This is a genomic window from Paraburkholderia sediminicola (assembly GCF_902859805.1).
Taxonomy (GTDB): domain Bacteria; phylum Pseudomonadota; class Gammaproteobacteria; order Burkholderiales; family Burkholderiaceae; genus Paraburkholderia; species Paraburkholderia sediminicola.
Map to the genome: position 1 here is coordinate 784,134 of NZ_CADIKC010000003.1, position 14,167 is coordinate 798,300.

The 14,167-nt window shown below is 62.0% G+C and carries 16 protein-coding genes and 1 riboswitch; of the genes, 12 read left to right on the plus strand and 4 right to left on the minus strand.

The window, feature by feature from the left end; all coding sequences use genetic code 11:
• Positions 1-7 precede the first annotated feature (7 nt).
• A riboswitch (TPP riboswitch) is annotated at positions 8-126 on the minus strand.
• A gap of 153 nt (positions 127-279) precedes the next feature.
• The gene (locus R8871_RS15965; protein WP_175051292.1) at positions 280-690 is read right to left on the minus strand and encodes a GreA/GreB family elongation factor; all 411 of its coding nucleotides are present in this window, start codon (positions 688-690) and stop codon (positions 280-282) included.
• A 528-nt stretch (positions 691-1,218) separates the two neighbouring features.
• Between R8871_RS15965 and R8871_RS15970 the strand changes: the two genes are divergently transcribed.
• The 6 genes from R8871_RS15970 (at position 1,219) to R8871_RS15995 (ending at position 5,935) form a co-directional block, all read left to right on the plus strand.
• Positions 1,219-1,698, plus strand: coding sequence for a hypothetical protein (locus R8871_RS15970; RefSeq protein WP_246287583.1), 480 nt, complete (start codon positions 1,219-1,221; stop codon positions 1,696-1,698).
• A 191-nt stretch (positions 1,699-1,889) separates the two neighbouring features.
• Entirely contained in the window at positions 1,890-2,720 is an 831-nt protein-coding gene (locus R8871_RS15975; RefSeq protein WP_175051293.1) for a DUF1223 domain-containing protein, read from the plus strand.
• A gap of 46 nt (positions 2,721-2,766) precedes the next feature.
• Complete coding sequence (locus R8871_RS15980; protein ID WP_175051294.1) at positions 2,767-3,405, plus strand: cytochrome b/b6 domain-containing protein; 639 nt, start codon at positions 2,767-2,769, stop codon at positions 3,403-3,405.
• A gap of 50 nt (positions 3,406-3,455) precedes the next feature.
• Entirely contained in the window at positions 3,456-4,259 is an 804-nt protein-coding gene (locus R8871_RS15985; protein WP_246287584.1) for a molybdopterin-dependent oxidoreductase, read from the plus strand.
• Between the two features lie 121 nt (positions 4,260-4,380).
• Positions 4,381-4,629, plus strand: coding sequence for a pentapeptide MXKDX repeat protein (locus tag R8871_RS15990; protein WP_054039770.1), 249 nt, complete (start codon positions 4,381-4,383; stop codon positions 4,627-4,629).
• Between the two features lie 376 nt (positions 4,630-5,005).
• The gene (locus R8871_RS15995) at positions 5,006-5,935 is read left to right on the plus strand and encodes an EamA family transporter (protein WP_175051295.1); all 930 of its coding nucleotides are present in this window, start codon (positions 5,006-5,008) and stop codon (positions 5,933-5,935) included.
• 70 nt (positions 5,936-6,005) lie between these two features.
• Here R8871_RS15995 and R8871_RS16000 read toward each other — a convergent pair whose 3' ends face one another.
• Positions 6,006-8,087 (minus strand): NADPH-dependent 2,4-dienoyl-CoA reductase, encoded by a 2,082-nt coding sequence (locus tag R8871_RS16000; protein ID WP_175051296.1) that lies wholly within the window; start codon positions 8,085-8,087, stop codon positions 6,006-6,008.
• Positions 8,088-8,450: 363 nt separating this feature from the next.
• Between R8871_RS16000 and R8871_RS16005 the strand changes: the two genes are divergently transcribed.
• A complete protein-coding gene (locus R8871_RS16005; protein WP_175051297.1) occupies positions 8,451-9,248 on the plus strand; it encodes a DUF4397 domain-containing protein in 798 nt (265 codons plus the stop codon).
• 236 nt (positions 9,249-9,484) lie between these two features.
• Here the strand turns inward: R8871_RS16005 and R8871_RS16010 are convergent, their stop codons facing one another.
• Together R8871_RS16010 and R8871_RS16015 are read right to left on the minus strand one after the other, a co-directional pair.
• Positions 9,485-9,619, minus strand: coding sequence for an entericidin A/B family lipoprotein (locus R8871_RS16010; protein ID WP_012433647.1), 135 nt, complete (start codon positions 9,617-9,619; stop codon positions 9,485-9,487).
• A gap of 235 nt (positions 9,620-9,854) precedes the next feature.
• Positions 9,855-11,315 carry a sensor histidine kinase gene (locus R8871_RS16015; protein WP_175051298.1) on the minus strand — a complete coding sequence of 487 codons (1,461 nt, stop codon included), beginning with the start codon at positions 11,313-11,315 and terminating at the stop codon, positions 9,855-9,857.
• 190 nt (positions 11,316-11,505) lie between these two features.
• Here R8871_RS16015 and R8871_RS16020 point away from each other — a divergent pair, with 190 nt between their 5' ends.
• From R8871_RS16020 to R8871_RS16040, 5 genes are all read left to right on the plus strand, one after another.
• Positions 11,506-11,682 carry a DUF1328 domain-containing protein gene (locus R8871_RS16020; protein WP_091800263.1) on the plus strand — a complete coding sequence of 59 codons (177 nt, stop codon included), beginning with the start codon at positions 11,506-11,508 and terminating at the stop codon, positions 11,680-11,682.
• A 109-nt stretch (positions 11,683-11,791) separates the two neighbouring features.
• Positions 11,792-11,953, plus strand: coding sequence for a DUF1328 domain-containing protein (locus R8871_RS16025; RefSeq protein WP_006052455.1), 162 nt, complete (start codon positions 11,792-11,794; stop codon positions 11,951-11,953).
• An 87-nt stretch (positions 11,954-12,040) separates the two neighbouring features.
• Positions 12,041-12,613, plus strand: a complete 573-nt coding sequence (locus R8871_RS16030) for a ferritin-like domain-containing protein (RefSeq protein WP_175051299.1) — start codon at positions 12,041-12,043, stop codon at positions 12,611-12,613.
• 259 nt (positions 12,614-12,872) lie between these two features.
• Positions 12,873-13,505 (plus strand): response regulator, encoded by a 633-nt coding sequence (locus tag R8871_RS16035; RefSeq protein ID WP_054039761.1) that lies wholly within the window; start codon positions 12,873-12,875, stop codon positions 13,503-13,505.
• A gap of 20 nt (positions 13,506-13,525) precedes the next feature.
• Positions 13,526-13,954 carry a response regulator gene (locus tag R8871_RS16040; RefSeq protein WP_246287585.1) on the plus strand — a complete coding sequence of 143 codons (429 nt, stop codon included), beginning with the start codon at positions 13,526-13,528 and terminating at the stop codon, positions 13,952-13,954.
• Positions 13,955-14,167 lie beyond the last annotated feature (213 nt).

The following is a 14,167-nucleotide window of genomic DNA, read 5'->3' on the forward strand; positions in this document are numbered from 1 at the left end:
AGACCAGGTGCGAAATCCGTACGCTTCCCTGCGCTGGCATTATCCAGATCAGGTTCAAAGGGTATTTCTCACCCACGCAACACGGACCTCCAACCTCCGTGCCACGCAGGACCCCCGCGTTAGCAGCGCACACGATACACCGCCCAGGCGCTGCTTGGCAACCCGTCTTGAAAAAGTCAGATGTTCGAGATAACGCCCGTCAGCCACGCACTATTCTTATTGTGATAGGGCTGCCGGGAATGATGCGGCGCAGCGTTCTGCGTCGTGAATCGCTTGGGCTTACAGCGTGAAATCGTCGGCCGCTTCGGGCTGAAACAGGATCTTTTCAAGCTTCAGGACCTTCTCCGTGCCGCTCGGCGGCGTGAAGCGAATGCGCTCGCCGCGTTTGGCGTCGAGCAGCGCAAGACCGACCGGTGAAAACACGTTCAGGCGGCCGTGTGCGAAGTCCGCGTTGGGCGGATAGACAACGGTCCAGGTCATCTGCTCGCCGCTGGTTTCATCGACCAGCGTGGCTTGCGAATTCATCGTGACGATGTTCGCGGGAATGTCGCGCGATTCGACGATCACAGCGCGCTCCAGGACGTCGTCGAGCATGTCCTGCAATTTGGCGTCAGCGCCGGGCGCAGCCGCGTGCTTTTCAAGACGGGCGACGTCGAGTTCGGTGAGGTAACAGGTTTTCGTCTTTTTCATGACGGGTTCTCCAATTCGATCTGCATGTAAGGGGACTGCGTGCGGATGAGATCGGCCCGGAGCCCGACGACGCGGCCCCGGCAATGAAGGGGAGTTGCGTCAGATCGGGCGCCGGGCGGCGGGAAGCGGGAGCGTTCGGGACGGCTGGCCGGCGTGTGGCGTCGCGATGTCCGCGCGCGCACAACCGGTTGCGCGGCGGGGGCGCAAGCGGGTGAGGGCTCGGGAGAACGGAACGCGCATCGGGTAGCCGGCAGAGTGCGAAAAGTAGTGGGGGAGCGTCGAAAGGAAAGCTTGATCGACGCAATCGAAAGGTGAATGTTAGCACGGGCCGGGCGTCTCCTTAATTGCCGCCGGGAGGGGCCGTGGATACGCGCTGCGGCGTGTCGATATCGCATCTGGTCGTTCAAGGCCGCCGTCGCGCTGCCGTTAATCCGCCTGTAGGGGCGGCCGTTGCCCAGCCGGATGACCGGCGGTGGGCAGCGCGTCAATGGCGCGATGCGATTTGAGACGGCTCAAGGAGAGGTGCTGATGAAAACGGAAATGGGGCGGTTTGATGGGCTCAGCGGGGTCGCGGCGATGGCAGCGCTGGTTGCGCTCGTTGCAGCACCAGTGCCGGCGGTGGCCGCGAATGGAGGAACGATCAGTTTTTCGGGAGCGATCGTGGCGCCGCAACTGGAGATTTCGGTGGCGCCCGCCGGGGCGCGTGTCGATGCCGGCGGCGCTCGGCTCGGTCAGTCGGGGTCAGCGGTCACGCTGACCTTTAGCGCTGAGCCAGGCGTGGCGACGGGCGCCGATGTCGCGCTCCAGGTGAACAGCGGCGCGACGGCGCGTAATGCCGATGCGCCGGGCGATGCGTTGACTGAGCGTTTTGTCGACAGCCGTGGACATGCGTTTGGCGCGGCCAGTAACGGCCACTACCGCGTTGGCCGTGACGGCGGGGTGTTGTCGCTTGCACCGAAGAGTGCCGGGCAGGATACCCGGGTGACGGTCGTCGTGAGTTACGACTGAGACACCCGCCGCGGGGCGCTCTGGGGCGGTTTGCCCGCGCCAGCGTACAGACACACCGCGCCCCGCGGCGATAAACTGCATGGAGCGGTCTCGACCGTAGGCGAACAACCCAGACAAAATAAAAATTCAAAACCGGCTGTCATAAGTGGGCTTGTGGTTCGACAAACGTGCAGATCCTGATGGAGCACGCCATGCAAACCACACGAACCCGCCGAGACAATCGGTATGTCACTCGCGCAATCGCGCTAGCTGTAGCGCTGACAACCCTCTCAGCCAGCGGCCTTGCAAGCGCGGCCGGCGCCGTGTGCGCGTCGCACAGCCCATCGCACCGCGTGGCGCTGGTGGAGCTCTACAGCAGCGAAGGCTGCAATAGCTGCCCGCCCGCCGACAACTGGCTGAGCCAATGGAAAAACAGTGGTGCAAGCCAAAGCATCGTGCCATTGGCGTTGCATGTGGACTACTGGAATAGCCTCGGCTGGACCGACCGTTTCTCGCAACATCGCTTTACCGAGCGTCAGCAAACCCTCACTGACCTCGCAGGCGGCCACACCGTCTATACGCCCGAGATCTTCGTATCGGGCCGCGAACTGCGCAGCTGGTCGCAACGCGACAGTTTCCAGAGCCGCGTCGGCCAGGTCGTCGCCGAACCAGCGCAGGCGAACGTGGCGCTTGAACTGAAACCTGAGGCGAAAGGCGCCTTCAATGTCGATGCGCAATTCACCAGCAAGGCGGCAAACCCTACGGCCCCGCTGAATGCCTACGTCGCGGTCTACCAGAACGCGTTGAACTCGCAGGTCAGGGCAGGGGAAAACAGCGGCGCAACGCTGCATCACGAGCGCGTCGTGCGGCAATGGATCGGCCCCGTGCCGCTGGTTGCCGGTAATGCGCAAATCCGCCGCGATATCCGTATCGACGATGTCGATGCGAATGCCCCGGCGGACCACTTCGGCGTCGTCGCTTTCGTCGAGAACGCCGCGACCGGCGACGTGCTGCAAGTGGGCGAGCTCGCTGCCTGCAACTGATCGCGCGACGCCCCCGCAGCGCTCGCCCATTTCACCGGAGATTCTCATGGCCACCCCCCACGCTCTTAGCAAAACTGCTCCGCCCGTCATGCCGAAGAGCGGCACGATTCATCCGGTGTGGGTGCGCGTTACGCATTGGCTCAACGCACTCGCGGCCATCCTCATGATGCTGTCCGGCTGGCGCATTTATGACGCCTCGCCGATCTTCAAAAGCTTTACGTTTCCGCCTGCGATCACGCTCGGCGGCTGGCTAGGCGGCGCGCTGCAATGGCACTTCGCGGCGATGTGGCTGCTGGTCTTCAACGGTCTGCTGTATCTCGCGCTGAACCTGGCCAGCGGGCGCTTCATGCGCAAGTTCCTGCCGGTCTCGCCGCGCGCCGTGCTGCACGACTTCATCGCCGCGCTGACCGGCAAGCTCTCGCATGCCGATCTGCGTGTCTATAACGCGGTGCAGAAATTTGCTTATCTGTTCGTCGTCTGCGATCTGATCGTGCTGGTGCTCTCGGGCCTCGCGATCTGGAAATCGGTGCAGTTTCCGCTGCTCCGCGAGCTGATGGGCGGCTACGACAACGCACGCATCGTCCACTTCTGCGCCATGTCGCTGATGGCCGCGTTTATTGCCGTGCATCTGGTGATGGTGGCCCTCGTGCCGCGCTCGCTGCTGGCGATGCTGCGCGGACGCTAGGCCGTAGATACACGGACAAGCGGATACGCAAAGCCTAAGGACATCGAATCATGACCCGACCTGATACACAACCCGATCGCAAAACTGCGGTTATGTCCGGCAACAAGCTCGACCGCGAATCGATCCTGATCGACGCCCGGCGCGAACTCGCGATGCCGTCGCGGCGCCTGTTCGGCAAGCGGCTTCTGACGCTCGGTGGCCTGTCGATGCTGACGGGTTGCTCGCTCACCGACAACGATTCGGTCACCGCATTCCTGACGGCCGTGTCGCGCCTGAACGACCGCGCGCAGGCCGCACTATTCGATCCGAAGCAACTCGCGCCGACCTACACGGAAGCGCAAATCACGCGGCCATTTCCGTTCAACGCGTTCTACGGTATCGACGACGTCCCCGATGTCGACGCCTCCGACTACAAGCTGAAGATCAGCGGCCTCGTCACCGGTCAGCGCGTCTGGACCTTGCCCGAGTTGTACGCGCTGCCGCATGCCGAGCAGATCACGCGGCATATCTGCGTGGAAGGGTGGAGCGCGATCGGCCGCTGGGGCGGCACGCCGTTTGCCGATTTTCTGCGGCGCATCGGCGCGGACACGAGCGCGAAGTATGTCGGCTTCAAATGCGCCGACGATTACTACGAAAGCATCGACATGCCGACCGCGCTGCATCCGCAAACGCTCCTGACCTTCGAATACGACGGCCAGAGATTGCCCGCGAAATACGGCTTCCCGATGAAGCTGCGCATGCCGACCAAGCTCGGCTACAAGAATCCGAAGCACATCGTCGAGATGTTCGTCACTAACACGTATCCCGGCGGCTATTGGGTCGACCAGGGCTACAACTGGTTCGGAGGCTCCTGACGCGCGCGGGTCGGCGCGTGCAATGACGGACGCGCGACCCCGGGCGGCAGAAGCTTCGGAAGTACCCCGGCACAACTTGGAGGCCGGGTCAGGTTTATCCACTACAAAACGGAGTCATCCCATGAAAAAGTTCGCAATCGCAGCAATGGCCGTCGCTCTTCTGACCAGCGGCGGCGCCGCGTTCGCGCAGGCAAGCGGCGCAATGTCCAACGATGCAATGTCCAAGGACACGATGTCGAAGGATTCGATGTCCAAAGACACCATGTCGAAAGACAGCATGAAGAAGAACACGATGAAGCACGACAAGATGAAAAAGGGCAGCGACGCAATGGGCATGAAGCACGAAGCATCGGGCGCCATGGCCAACTGAGTGTTGCCGGCGATGCCGGTTGCATAGCTTGAACGCCGGTGTCGCAGGCGAGCCCAAAGCCGGGGATATGTCCCCGGCTTTTCTGTTGCAAGCACGCAAAAAAGTTACGATTCTTTCAGGCGACGCGGTGGGCGCTTACTGCATAATGCGATGCGCGCCCAACAATTGGCGTGTGTCAGCCGTGGCTCGATTTCCATCGATTTCCATCGATTGCCGCGGTGTTGTGGCCCCATTGGCCATCTATCGTCCTTCCGTTCCACCGACATGTCCGCCAGCCTCGCCCGTCAGACCGCATCGCCGATGCGGTGTCCGCCATCCCGTCACAGGGTCTTCAGCGGGGGCGCAGCACCTCGAGCGGCATGGGCGGCTTGAACGTATGGCGCCGCAACTCCCCAGCCGCTTTCTGCGTGGTTTCCCCATCCGCTTGCCGCAGTCCCGCAATGGACAGATCGCGCTCGCGCTCGCCGTCGTCTATCTCGTATGGGGTTCGACGTATCTCGCCGTGCACGTCGCGCTGGGTTCGTTTCCGCCCTTGCTGCTCTCAGGGTTGCGCAATCTGTTTGCCGGGATAGGGCTTTTCATCTTCGCCGCGCGCCGCAATCCGGTCTGGCCGAGTGCGGGTGAAATCCGCAATGCCGGTCTTGTCGGCACGATGCTGGTTGGCCTGTCGAGCGGCATGCTGGCCTATGGCATGCGCACGGTCGGCACCGGCACCGCAGCGGTGATGGTCGCGACCGTGCCCCTCTTCGCAACGGTGATCGCGGCGGTGGCGGGGCGCAAGATCGGCAGAGGCGAGTGGTTCGCGGTTGGCCTCGGGCTGGTGGGCATCGCGATCCTGAGTCACGGCGATACCGCGCCGGGATCGGCGGGCGGCAGTCTGGCGATTCTGTGCGGTGCGCTTTTCTGGGCAGGCGGCGCGCATCTGGCCGGGCGGTTGAAGCTGCCGTCGGACCTGTTTCTGTCGACGTCGCTGCAGATTGGCCTCGGCGGCGCGATGTCGACCATGGTCGCCTGGGTGTCGGGCGAGCGGATGATGGAAGTGCATTTTCTGCCGGTGCTGGCCTTCGTCTACCTGATGCTGATCGGCACGATGACGGCCTACGTCGCGTACGGCTTCCTGATCCGGCATACGAGTCCGATCATCGCCAGCAGCTGCATGTACGTGAATCCGGTGGTCGCGGTGGCGCTCGGCGCATTGCTGCTCGGCGAACCCGTGACGCGTTCGACGGTCATCGCGACGATCGTGATTCTGGCCAGCGTGGGGCTGTCTTTCTGGTTCGATTACCAGAAGAAGGGGCTCGCTTAAGGAGGGCGGCGCGGCCACCTCCGCCCTCCGTTGGGTCAGAGCGCCGCCGCCACCTCCGCCCTTCGCTGGGTCAGAGCGCCGCTGCCACCTCCGCACCCTCGCGAATCGCGCGTTTCGCATCCAGTTCGGTCGCGACTTTTGCGCCGCCGATCACGTGATAGCGCGGACCGTTCGCACCATTCGCGCCACTAACGCCATTCGCGCCATTTGACCTGTCCGCAGCACCTGCCACCGTTTCCGGGTGCAGATCGCGCAACGACTCCTGTCCCGCGCACACGACGATCGTATCCACCTCGAGCCATTCCTCGACCCCTTCACGCGCGATCTTCAAACCACGTTCGCTGATCTCCTGATACGACACGCCGCCGAGCATCTTCACGCCGTTTCTTGCCAGCGTCGCGCGATGCACCCAGCCGGAGGTCTTGCCGAGCCCCATGCCGAGCTTGCCCGCCTTACGCTGCAGCAACCAGATCTCGCGAACCGGCTGCGCCGGCGCCGGCGGTTTCAAACCGCCGCGTTCCCGCACAGTAAGATCGACACCCCATTCGTCGAGCCATGCATCGCGCGGCACGGGCAGAGGATCGCCGGAACGATGCAGCAAAAACTCGCTGACATCGAAGCCGATCCCACCCGCACCGATCACCGCGACGCGGCGTCCCACTGGCGCACCGCGCAATACATCCACGTAAGACAGCACGTTGGGCCCGTTAATACCGGTGATCGCCGGGCTGCGCGGCACGATGCCCGTGGCGATGATCACATCGTCGTAGCCGCCTGCCGCGAGCAGGGCAGTATCGACGCGCGTATCGAGGCGCACGTCGACGCGATGCCGCTCCAACTGGCTCTGAAAATAGCGGATTGTTTCGCTGAACTCTTCCTTGCCCGGCACGCGCATCGCCAGATTGAACTGGCCGCCGATCGTTGCGCTCGCATCGAATAAGGTCACGCGATGTCCGCGCGAGGCCGCAACGGTCGCGGCGGAAAGTCCTGCCGGACCCGCGCCGACCACCGCCACCGAGCGCGCGGCCTGCTGACCTGCGATCGGCCGGTAGACCAGTTCGGTCTCGCGTCCCGCACGTGGATTCACGAGACAACTCGCACGCTGGTTCTTGAACGTGTGATCAAGGCAGGCCTGATTGCAGGCAATACAGGTGTTGATTTCGTGCGCGCGTCCTTCGGCGGTCTTCTGTACGAACTCGGGGTCGGCGAGAAGCGGCCTTGCCATCGACACCAGATCGCCCGCTCCCTGAGCGAGCAGTTCTTCGGCGACCTCGGGCGTGTTGATGCGGTTCGACACGATCACCGGCACCTTGACCGCCGCCTTCAAGCGCGCGCTCAACGCGGCGAATGCAGCACGCGGCACCGAGGTCACGATAGTCGGCACCCGTGCTTCGTGCCAGCCGATTCCCGTGTTGAACATCGTGACACCGGCGGCTTCGAGCGCCTGGGCGACCTGCACGGTTTCTTCCCACGTGTTGCCGCCTTCGACCAGATCGATCAGCGAAAGCCGGTACACCACGATAAAGCGTTCGCCGCACACCGCGCGCACGCGCTCGACAATCTCGCGCGCAAGACGCATACGGTTCTCGATGCTGCCGCCGTAGCGGTCGGTACGCCGGTTCGTGCGTGGACAGAGAAACTGGTTGAGCAGATAGCCTTCGCTGCCCATGATCTCGATGCCGTCGTAGCCGGCGCGCTGAGCGAGGCGCGCGCAGCGGGCATAGTCGCGCACGGTTCGCGCAATGCCGGCCTCGGTAAGCGCGCGCGGTTTGAACTTCGAGATCGGCGACTTGAGCGCCGAGGCCGACACGACAAAAGGCTGGTACCCATAGCGGCCCGCATGCAGGATCTGCAACGCGATCTTGCCGCCTTCCGCATGCACGGCTTCGGTCAGCAAGCGGTGATTGCGCAGATCGAACACCGAGTTCAGCGTGCCGCCGAAGGGCAGCAGCCAGCCTTCGCGGTTCGGCGAGATGCCGCCCGTGACGATCAGGCCGACACCGCCTTTCGCGCGCTCACGAAAGTACGCAGCCAGTTTCGGGTAATTCCAGAAACGATCCTCCATGCCGGTGTGCATCGAACCCATCACCACGCGATTGCGCAAGCGGGTGAAGCCGAGGTCGAGTTCAGCGAGTAAGTGTTGGTAAGACATGCAGGGGCCGTGTAAGTATGGGTTGTGCGCGAACAATACACTGCGAAACGTGCCAACCCTCCGAGGAAAAATTCTAATCCGCGCAACTCGTTGCTCCGTAAGACATCCGTCTGACGCCGGAAGCCATATCGAACCCGCGGCACGTGCTTTGCTCAATGCTGGCGTCCATTGACACGGACCACGCCGCCCGCCAGCACGGGCGCGATGTGCAGCAGGGATAGGGAGGGGGCGCTTCATTTCGGAGAGCCGGCCTGGAACCGTTCTAACGACCAACGAACAAGTTTTCCAGGCGGCGCGATGTCCGAGGCCGGGCGCTCGCAAATTAACGGCTCGAGAGCCCAACATCGATATAGGTGGTACACAATGAAAATGATCCGAACCATGGCGGCTGTGGCCGCTGTCGCATCTGTCCTCGCAGCATGCGGTGGCGGCGGCAGCAGTGACGTAGGCAAGGAACTCGGTCTGACGAATCCGGAGATCCATTTCATCCACGCAATTCCTGGCGGCCCGGCAGTCGACTTTCTCGTGAACGGCAGCGCACCCTCGGGGCAGACGAACATCAGCTATAAGGGCGTGACGAACTTCACCAACATCAACACAGGTTCAACCACGGTCGCTTACTCGGCCACCGGCACGACGACCGCGTTGGCGAGCGGTAACTTCCCCGATGTAGCGAAGGGCCACGAATACACGGTGCTGGCTTTGCCGGGTGCGGCAGCGCCGGATATCGGCCTGATCGACGACCCGTTCGACAAGGGGCTGCTCTCGAACAGCGCACGTTTGCGCGGCTTCAACGCATCGGCTAACGCGACCAATCTCGACCTGTATCTGGTTCAGTCGACCAACACTAACATCAGCAGTGTCAGCCCGACGATGGCGGGCGTGTCGTTCAAGAACGCGGTGCCGCCAAGCGGTCAGGATTCGATCTATGTGTCCGGCGGCGAGTATGTGCTGATCGCGACGGTGGCGGGCAGCAAGACGCCGATCTTCCAGTCGTCGGCTTTCTCGCTGTCGAACAACGCCGACTGGCTGGTGACGTCAGTGCCGATCGCCGGTACGCTGAGCCAGCTCGTGCCGGGGCAGATCCATCTGCTGATCGCACAGAACGGCAACACCGGCACACCGAGCGTCGAGCTGACGAATACGCTGACTGGGCAATAAGCTCGCGGACCCGCGTGCGCGCATAGCACGCGATAGATACGATAAGCGACAGTCTCAGGGAGGACAGAGCGGCGATCCACGCAAGTGGGTCGCCGCTCTGTTTGCGCGCTGTTTGCGCTCTTTTTGTTTACTCGGCTGACTAAAAAAAGCCCGCCGCGGTTTCCCGCGACGGGCTGTGGAGTTCCTGCATGGCAAGGCGCCGTGAGGCGCCACGCAGTCGATGCGTTGCCGCTAAATTACTTGGCTTGCTCCGCTGAATTCGTGATGGCGTTGCCACCCTTCGAAATATCCTGCCCAGCCCCCGCCATCGTGTTGCAACCGGCGAGCGCAGCCGTCCCTGCAATGAGAAGCAAAGCGATCAGTCGATTCATGAAAGTTCTCCTTGTCGAGAATGCATCGGTTGACGTGCCCATGCTGTACGGCACGCGCTAGCCCGGCTAGCTGTCGTCCGACCGGGGCTTACGCCAGTCGATCCGGTCTGATTGCATGTTAAAAAAAGGGCGGAGGCAGCGCTGTCGGTTGCGCTGCGATTTTGTTGTAGGCGTGCTCCGGTGTTTGCGTCGGCGCACTCCTACATGCGCTAGCGCAATGTGCGGCAAAGCCCTGCTAGACAGCCGTTCGCGACGGGGTTGACGGTGGCAGATCCACTGACGGCGTGGCCGTGCTGGCACTCGGCATCACCACATGGATGTCGGTGCCGTTCGGCACGCCGCGCTGGATATCGAAGCGCCCGCCGTGCGCGGCAACCCGCTGGCGCATGCCGAGCAGCCCATGGGTGTGCGTACGCTGCAGATCGGCGGGCGTGATGCCGACACCGTTGTCCGCGATCCGCAGCGCCACCTCGCCGTCGCCGACCTGCAAGGCGATCGATACCTTCGAGGCCCGCGCATACTTGGCGGCGTTCGTGAGCGACTCCTGCGCGACGCGAAAGAGCGCGATTTCGGTTTGCTCGTCGAGCTGGATATCGTCGGCGGGCAAGTGCGATTCGAGGGTCCAGTTGTTGCGCTGCGCGGCTTCATCGGCAAGCGTGCGCAGCGCGGTGACGAGCCCGAAGTTCGCCAGCACGGTGGGCCGCATGTCTTCGATGATGCGACGCTTCAGCGCAATGCCCTGGTCGAGATTGGCAAGCGCGCGTTTGAGTTTCTCGGAGATATCCGGGGCACTGTCCTTCAGTTTGCGGTTGGCCCAGGCCACATCCATTTTGCTCGCGGTCAGAATGGCGCCGAGTTCGTCGTGCAGTTCGCGCGCGAGCTGCGTCTTTTCGTTTTCGCTGACGGCCTGCAAGTGCCAGCCCAGCGCTTCAAGCTGACGCGTGCGTTCGTTGACGAGCTGGTCGAGCTCTTCCTGTTGCGTGATCAGTTGACGCTGCACGCGCGCCTGCCGGTTCATCTGGATGCCGAGATTGCGAAACAGCAGGATGAACAGCACGATGTTGAGCGCGGACAGCGCCGCCGCGCACAGCGTGGAGATGCGCTGGTCGGCGCGGCTTGCGTCGAGCGCGTGCTGTGCGCGGCGCTCCTCGTTGTCGCGCAGCAGTGTGAGCGTGCTGTCGACCAGCGTGGCATCGGCCGGATTGGCCTCGCCGGCACTTCCGCACGCGGAGAGATCGAGCGAATGCGGTGTTGCGCGTTGCAATGCAGCAGCGCCCGCGCCGATGCGCGCGTCGATCAGCGCGACGATCTGGGTGAAGCTCACGAGCTCGGCGCTGTCCGCCTTGCCGCTGCGGTAAAACCTGCTCAGCTGCTGTTCGTTCTGCCGTATCTGCACGGCGGTCGCGCAAAAACCTTGGGCGGACGAGTCCTGCTTTGTCAGAAGAAAATCGCTTTGGTGGGTGCTGAGGCGGGAGAGCTGGCTTGCGAGCGTGCTCAATTGAACTGTGACGTCGCGCGCTTCGAGTGCCGTTTCGTACTCAGCGGCGATGCGTTGCCGCGCGGTTTCGAGAATCACGAGCCCACCCACGGTGATGACGATTGCCACGGTCATCGCAATCGCCCAACTGCGATTGCGCATCCAGTCGCTCAGCCGCACGGTGGCCCCTGATCTATGCGTGTTCGACACGTTCAGCACTTTTGGCTCCTGAGGTGGGCATCAGTGTAACGCCCGCCGGGCTCGACGATGGAGCAGGCGGCGTAACGCTGCCGTAATCCCATGTAAGCGGATTCTCACACGAAAAACGGAGCGCGTCGGAATGCGCCCAGTGTCGACGGTCGATAGGATGAACCTGATCGTTCATTGACTGATTCTGGAGGAAGCCATCATGTTGAAATGGGCATTGTTCTTCGCCGTCGTGGCGGTGATCGCCGGCCTTCTTGGCTTTACCGGCGTAGCTGCGGGCGCTGCGGCGATCGCAAAGTTCCTGTTTATCGTGTTCGTGATTCTGTGTGTGGTGTTCCTCGTGCTCGGCTTCGTGGTCACGAAGAAGATCGTCGATTAGGGTCGTTCGATGAGGCGCTTGCGTGCGCTTCCCGTCGGTTGTGAGGGAGCGTTTCGCTTCGGATTCGCCTCAGAGTCTCTTGATGCAGATACCAGCAAGGAGAGTCGCCATGCTTCACTATGCCATCGTCTTTTTCGTGATTGCGATCATCGCAGCCGTGTTCGGTTTTACCGGAATCGCCGCGGGTGCGGCCGAAATCGCGAAGATCCTGTTCTACATCTTCCTCGTCGTGTTCGTGGTCACGCTGCTGCTCGGCGTATTCCGAACGTAGACGAATGCGCCTTCCTTAAACCGGCGTATCAGGCGCGATTCGTGCGGGATACGCAGTTCCCCCAATACCGGATAAAGGAGAATCTCAATGGCGAAGGCTTCTGGCGCCCAGGGCGCAGCATCTCAATCCAGCGGTTCGTTCGTGATGGACATCAAAAAGATCCGCGAAGACGCCCGCAAGCATATGTCGGATGGTCCGGTCACCCAAAGCTACGGTGCGGACCGCGAGACGGTGTTGAAACTGCTCAACGATTCGCTGGCCACTGAAATCGTCTGTGTGCTGCGTTATAAACGGCATCATTTCATGGCCAAGGGCATCAACTCCGAGGGCGTGGCGGCGGAATTCGCGGCGCATGCCGCTGAAGAGCAGGAGCACGCCGACCGCATCGCCGAGCGTATCGTGCAGCTTGGTGGCGAGCCGGATTTCGCACCGGACGGCTTGAAGACGCGTTCGCATTCGGAATACAAGGAAGGCGGCAATCTGACGGACATGATTCGCGAGAACCTGATTGCCGAGCGTATTGCGATCGATACGTATCGCGAGATCGTGCACTATCTCGGCGGGAAGGACGTGACGACTCGTCGCCTGTTTGAAGAAATCCTTGCTGTCGAAGAAGAGCATGCTGATGACATGGCGGACTTGCTTGAGGGCCGCGAGTAAGCATAGTAAAAAAGCATGGTTGAAAGCGGAGTCGAGGCGCGGACGTCTGACGACGTCCGCCGGCTGCTGGGTGATATGTTGTTTCGGCTACGGCGCCTGGTATGGCGGCATGGGCGGCGCGGGAAGGGCTGGATGGTTTCCCGCGCCGGCATGGTTCTATGCACCGCTACGCTGTGCGCATCGGTCTTCGGCAAGGACGGTGACGGAGATCATTACAATGTCTGCTTTGGAGCAATCCTGTTGCACGGACGCCAAACTGATGATTCGAGTGCTGATAGCTGACGACCATGCGATCGTCCGAGGTGGTTTCCGGCAGTTCGTCGCTGACGAGCCGGACATGTGCGTCGCGGCCGAGGCCTCGACTGGCGACGAAACCATTAGCCTCGTGCGGGAGCAGGCATTCGACGTGGTGTTGCTCGACATTGCGATGCCGGACAAGAACGGCATCGACACGTTGCGTGTGATCAGGCAGGTGCGCCCGGAGCAGGGCGTACTGATTCTGTCGGGCTATCCTGAGAGCCAATACGCGATCAACCTGCTGCGCGCGGGCGCCAACGGTTACCTGAACAAAGACTGCGAGCCCGAGGAGATTGTGCGGGCGATCCGCGCGGTGGCGCGCGGGCATCGTTATCTGTCCGAGGCCGTGGCCGACACGCTGGCCGACAACCTCGACAAGCCGGCGGTGGGGCGGCCGCACGAAGCGCTCTCCGAGCGCGAGTTCCAGATATTCTGCAAGCTTGCGGCGGGACAGATTCCGACTGACATTGCGGAGGAATTGCATTTGTCGGTGAAGACCGTGAGTACTTACCGGGCTCGTGTGCTGGAGAAGATGCGGTTGGCGAACAATGCCGATCTGACGTATTACGCGATCAAGAACGGCTTGATCGAATAATGGACGATCGAGATACACCGATGAACAGCGAATCGAACATTGATGCCGGACCAGCCAGTCGCGCGCCGTTGCGCGTGCTGCTGATCGAGGATTCGCCGCTCATACGCAGGAGTCTCGTTGAGGCCATCGATGCGTCGGGTTTGCTGCGGGTGGCCGCGTATGCAGATTCTGCTGATCAGGCGATCGCTTTGTTGAGCGATGAAGCTTTTGATGCGGTGATTGTGGATTTGCAGTTGAAGCAGGGGTCAGGGGTGCCGGTGCTTGCTTACTTGCAGCGCGAGGGGATGGTTGAGTCGATTTTTGCTGCGGTTTTGACGAATCATGCGTTGCCGGCGTATCGGGAGCGTTGTGAACAGTATGGCGTTCGGCACTTCTACGACAAGTCGTTCGAGTTCGATCGGGTGATCGATGCGTTGCATGAGTATGCTTTTGCGCGGGGCGCTGAGTGAAGATTGGGTCTTGCGTGGCGCTTGTTTTTCTGTGTTCCTGGGTTTGGTGCCTTTCCTTGTTTTGTTAGTGGTCTATTAGCGTTGCCCCTGTGCGGGGCGGCATGTAGTGGCCTAATAATCCTGGACACCTCAAAAGGTAGACTTATACCCGGACAGAGAGGTGTCAGATGGGAAGACGGGAATTCTCGAAGCAGTTCAAGGAAGATGCGGTCG

What these genes read in the sequence shown, in the direction of transcription:
- R8871_RS15975 (WP_175051293.1), top strand. Translation starts at nt 1,890, where the DNA reads ATGCAAACCACACGAACCCGCCGAGACAATCGGTATGTCACTCGCGCA.
- R8871_RS16030 (WP_175051299.1), top strand. Translation starts at nt 12,041, where the DNA reads ATGGCGAAGGCTTCTGGCGCCCAGGGCGCAGCATCTCAATCCAGCGGT.
- R8871_RS16010 (WP_012433647.1), bottom strand. Translation starts at nt 9,619, where the DNA reads ATGAATCGACTGATCGCTTTGCTTCTCATTGCAGGGACGGCTGCGCTC.
- R8871_RS15980 (WP_175051294.1), top strand. Translation starts at nt 2,767, where the DNA reads ATGGCCACCCCCCACGCTCTTAGCAAAACTGCTCCGCCCGTCATGCCG.
- R8871_RS15965 (WP_175051292.1), bottom strand. Translation starts at nt 690, where the DNA reads ATGAAAAAGACGAAAACCTGTTACCTCACCGAACTCGACGTCGCCCGT.
- R8871_RS15985 (WP_246287584.1), top strand. Translation starts at nt 3,456, where the DNA reads ATGACCCGACCTGATACACAACCCGATCGCAAAACTGCGGTTATGTCC.
- R8871_RS16020 (WP_091800263.1), top strand. Translation starts at nt 11,506, where the DNA reads ATGTTGAAATGGGCATTGTTCTTCGCCGTCGTGGCGGTGATCGCCGGC.
- R8871_RS16005 (WP_175051297.1), top strand. Translation starts at nt 8,451, where the DNA reads ATGAAAATGATCCGAACCATGGCGGCTGTGGCCGCTGTCGCATCTGTC.
- R8871_RS15995 (WP_175051295.1), top strand. Translation starts at nt 5,006, where the DNA reads ATGGCGCCGCAACTCCCCAGCCGCTTTCTGCGTGGTTTCCCCATCCGC.
- R8871_RS16000 (WP_175051296.1), bottom strand. Translation starts at nt 8,087, where the DNA reads ATGTCTTACCAACACTTACTCGCTGAACTCGACCTCGGCTTCACCCGC.
- R8871_RS16035 (WP_054039761.1), top strand. Translation starts at nt 12,873, where the DNA reads ATGATTCGAGTGCTGATAGCTGACGACCATGCGATCGTCCGAGGTGGT.
- R8871_RS16040 (WP_246287585.1), top strand. Translation starts at nt 13,526, where the DNA reads ATGAACAGCGAATCGAACATTGATGCCGGACCAGCCAGTCGCGCGCCG.
- R8871_RS15990 (WP_054039770.1), top strand. Translation starts at nt 4,381, where the DNA reads ATGAAAAAGTTCGCAATCGCAGCAATGGCCGTCGCTCTTCTGACCAGC.
- R8871_RS15970 (WP_246287583.1), top strand. Translation starts at nt 1,219, where the DNA reads ATGAAAACGGAAATGGGGCGGTTTGATGGGCTCAGCGGGGTCGCGGCG.
- R8871_RS16025 (WP_006052455.1), top strand. Translation starts at nt 11,792, where the DNA reads ATGCTTCACTATGCCATCGTCTTTTTCGTGATTGCGATCATCGCAGCC.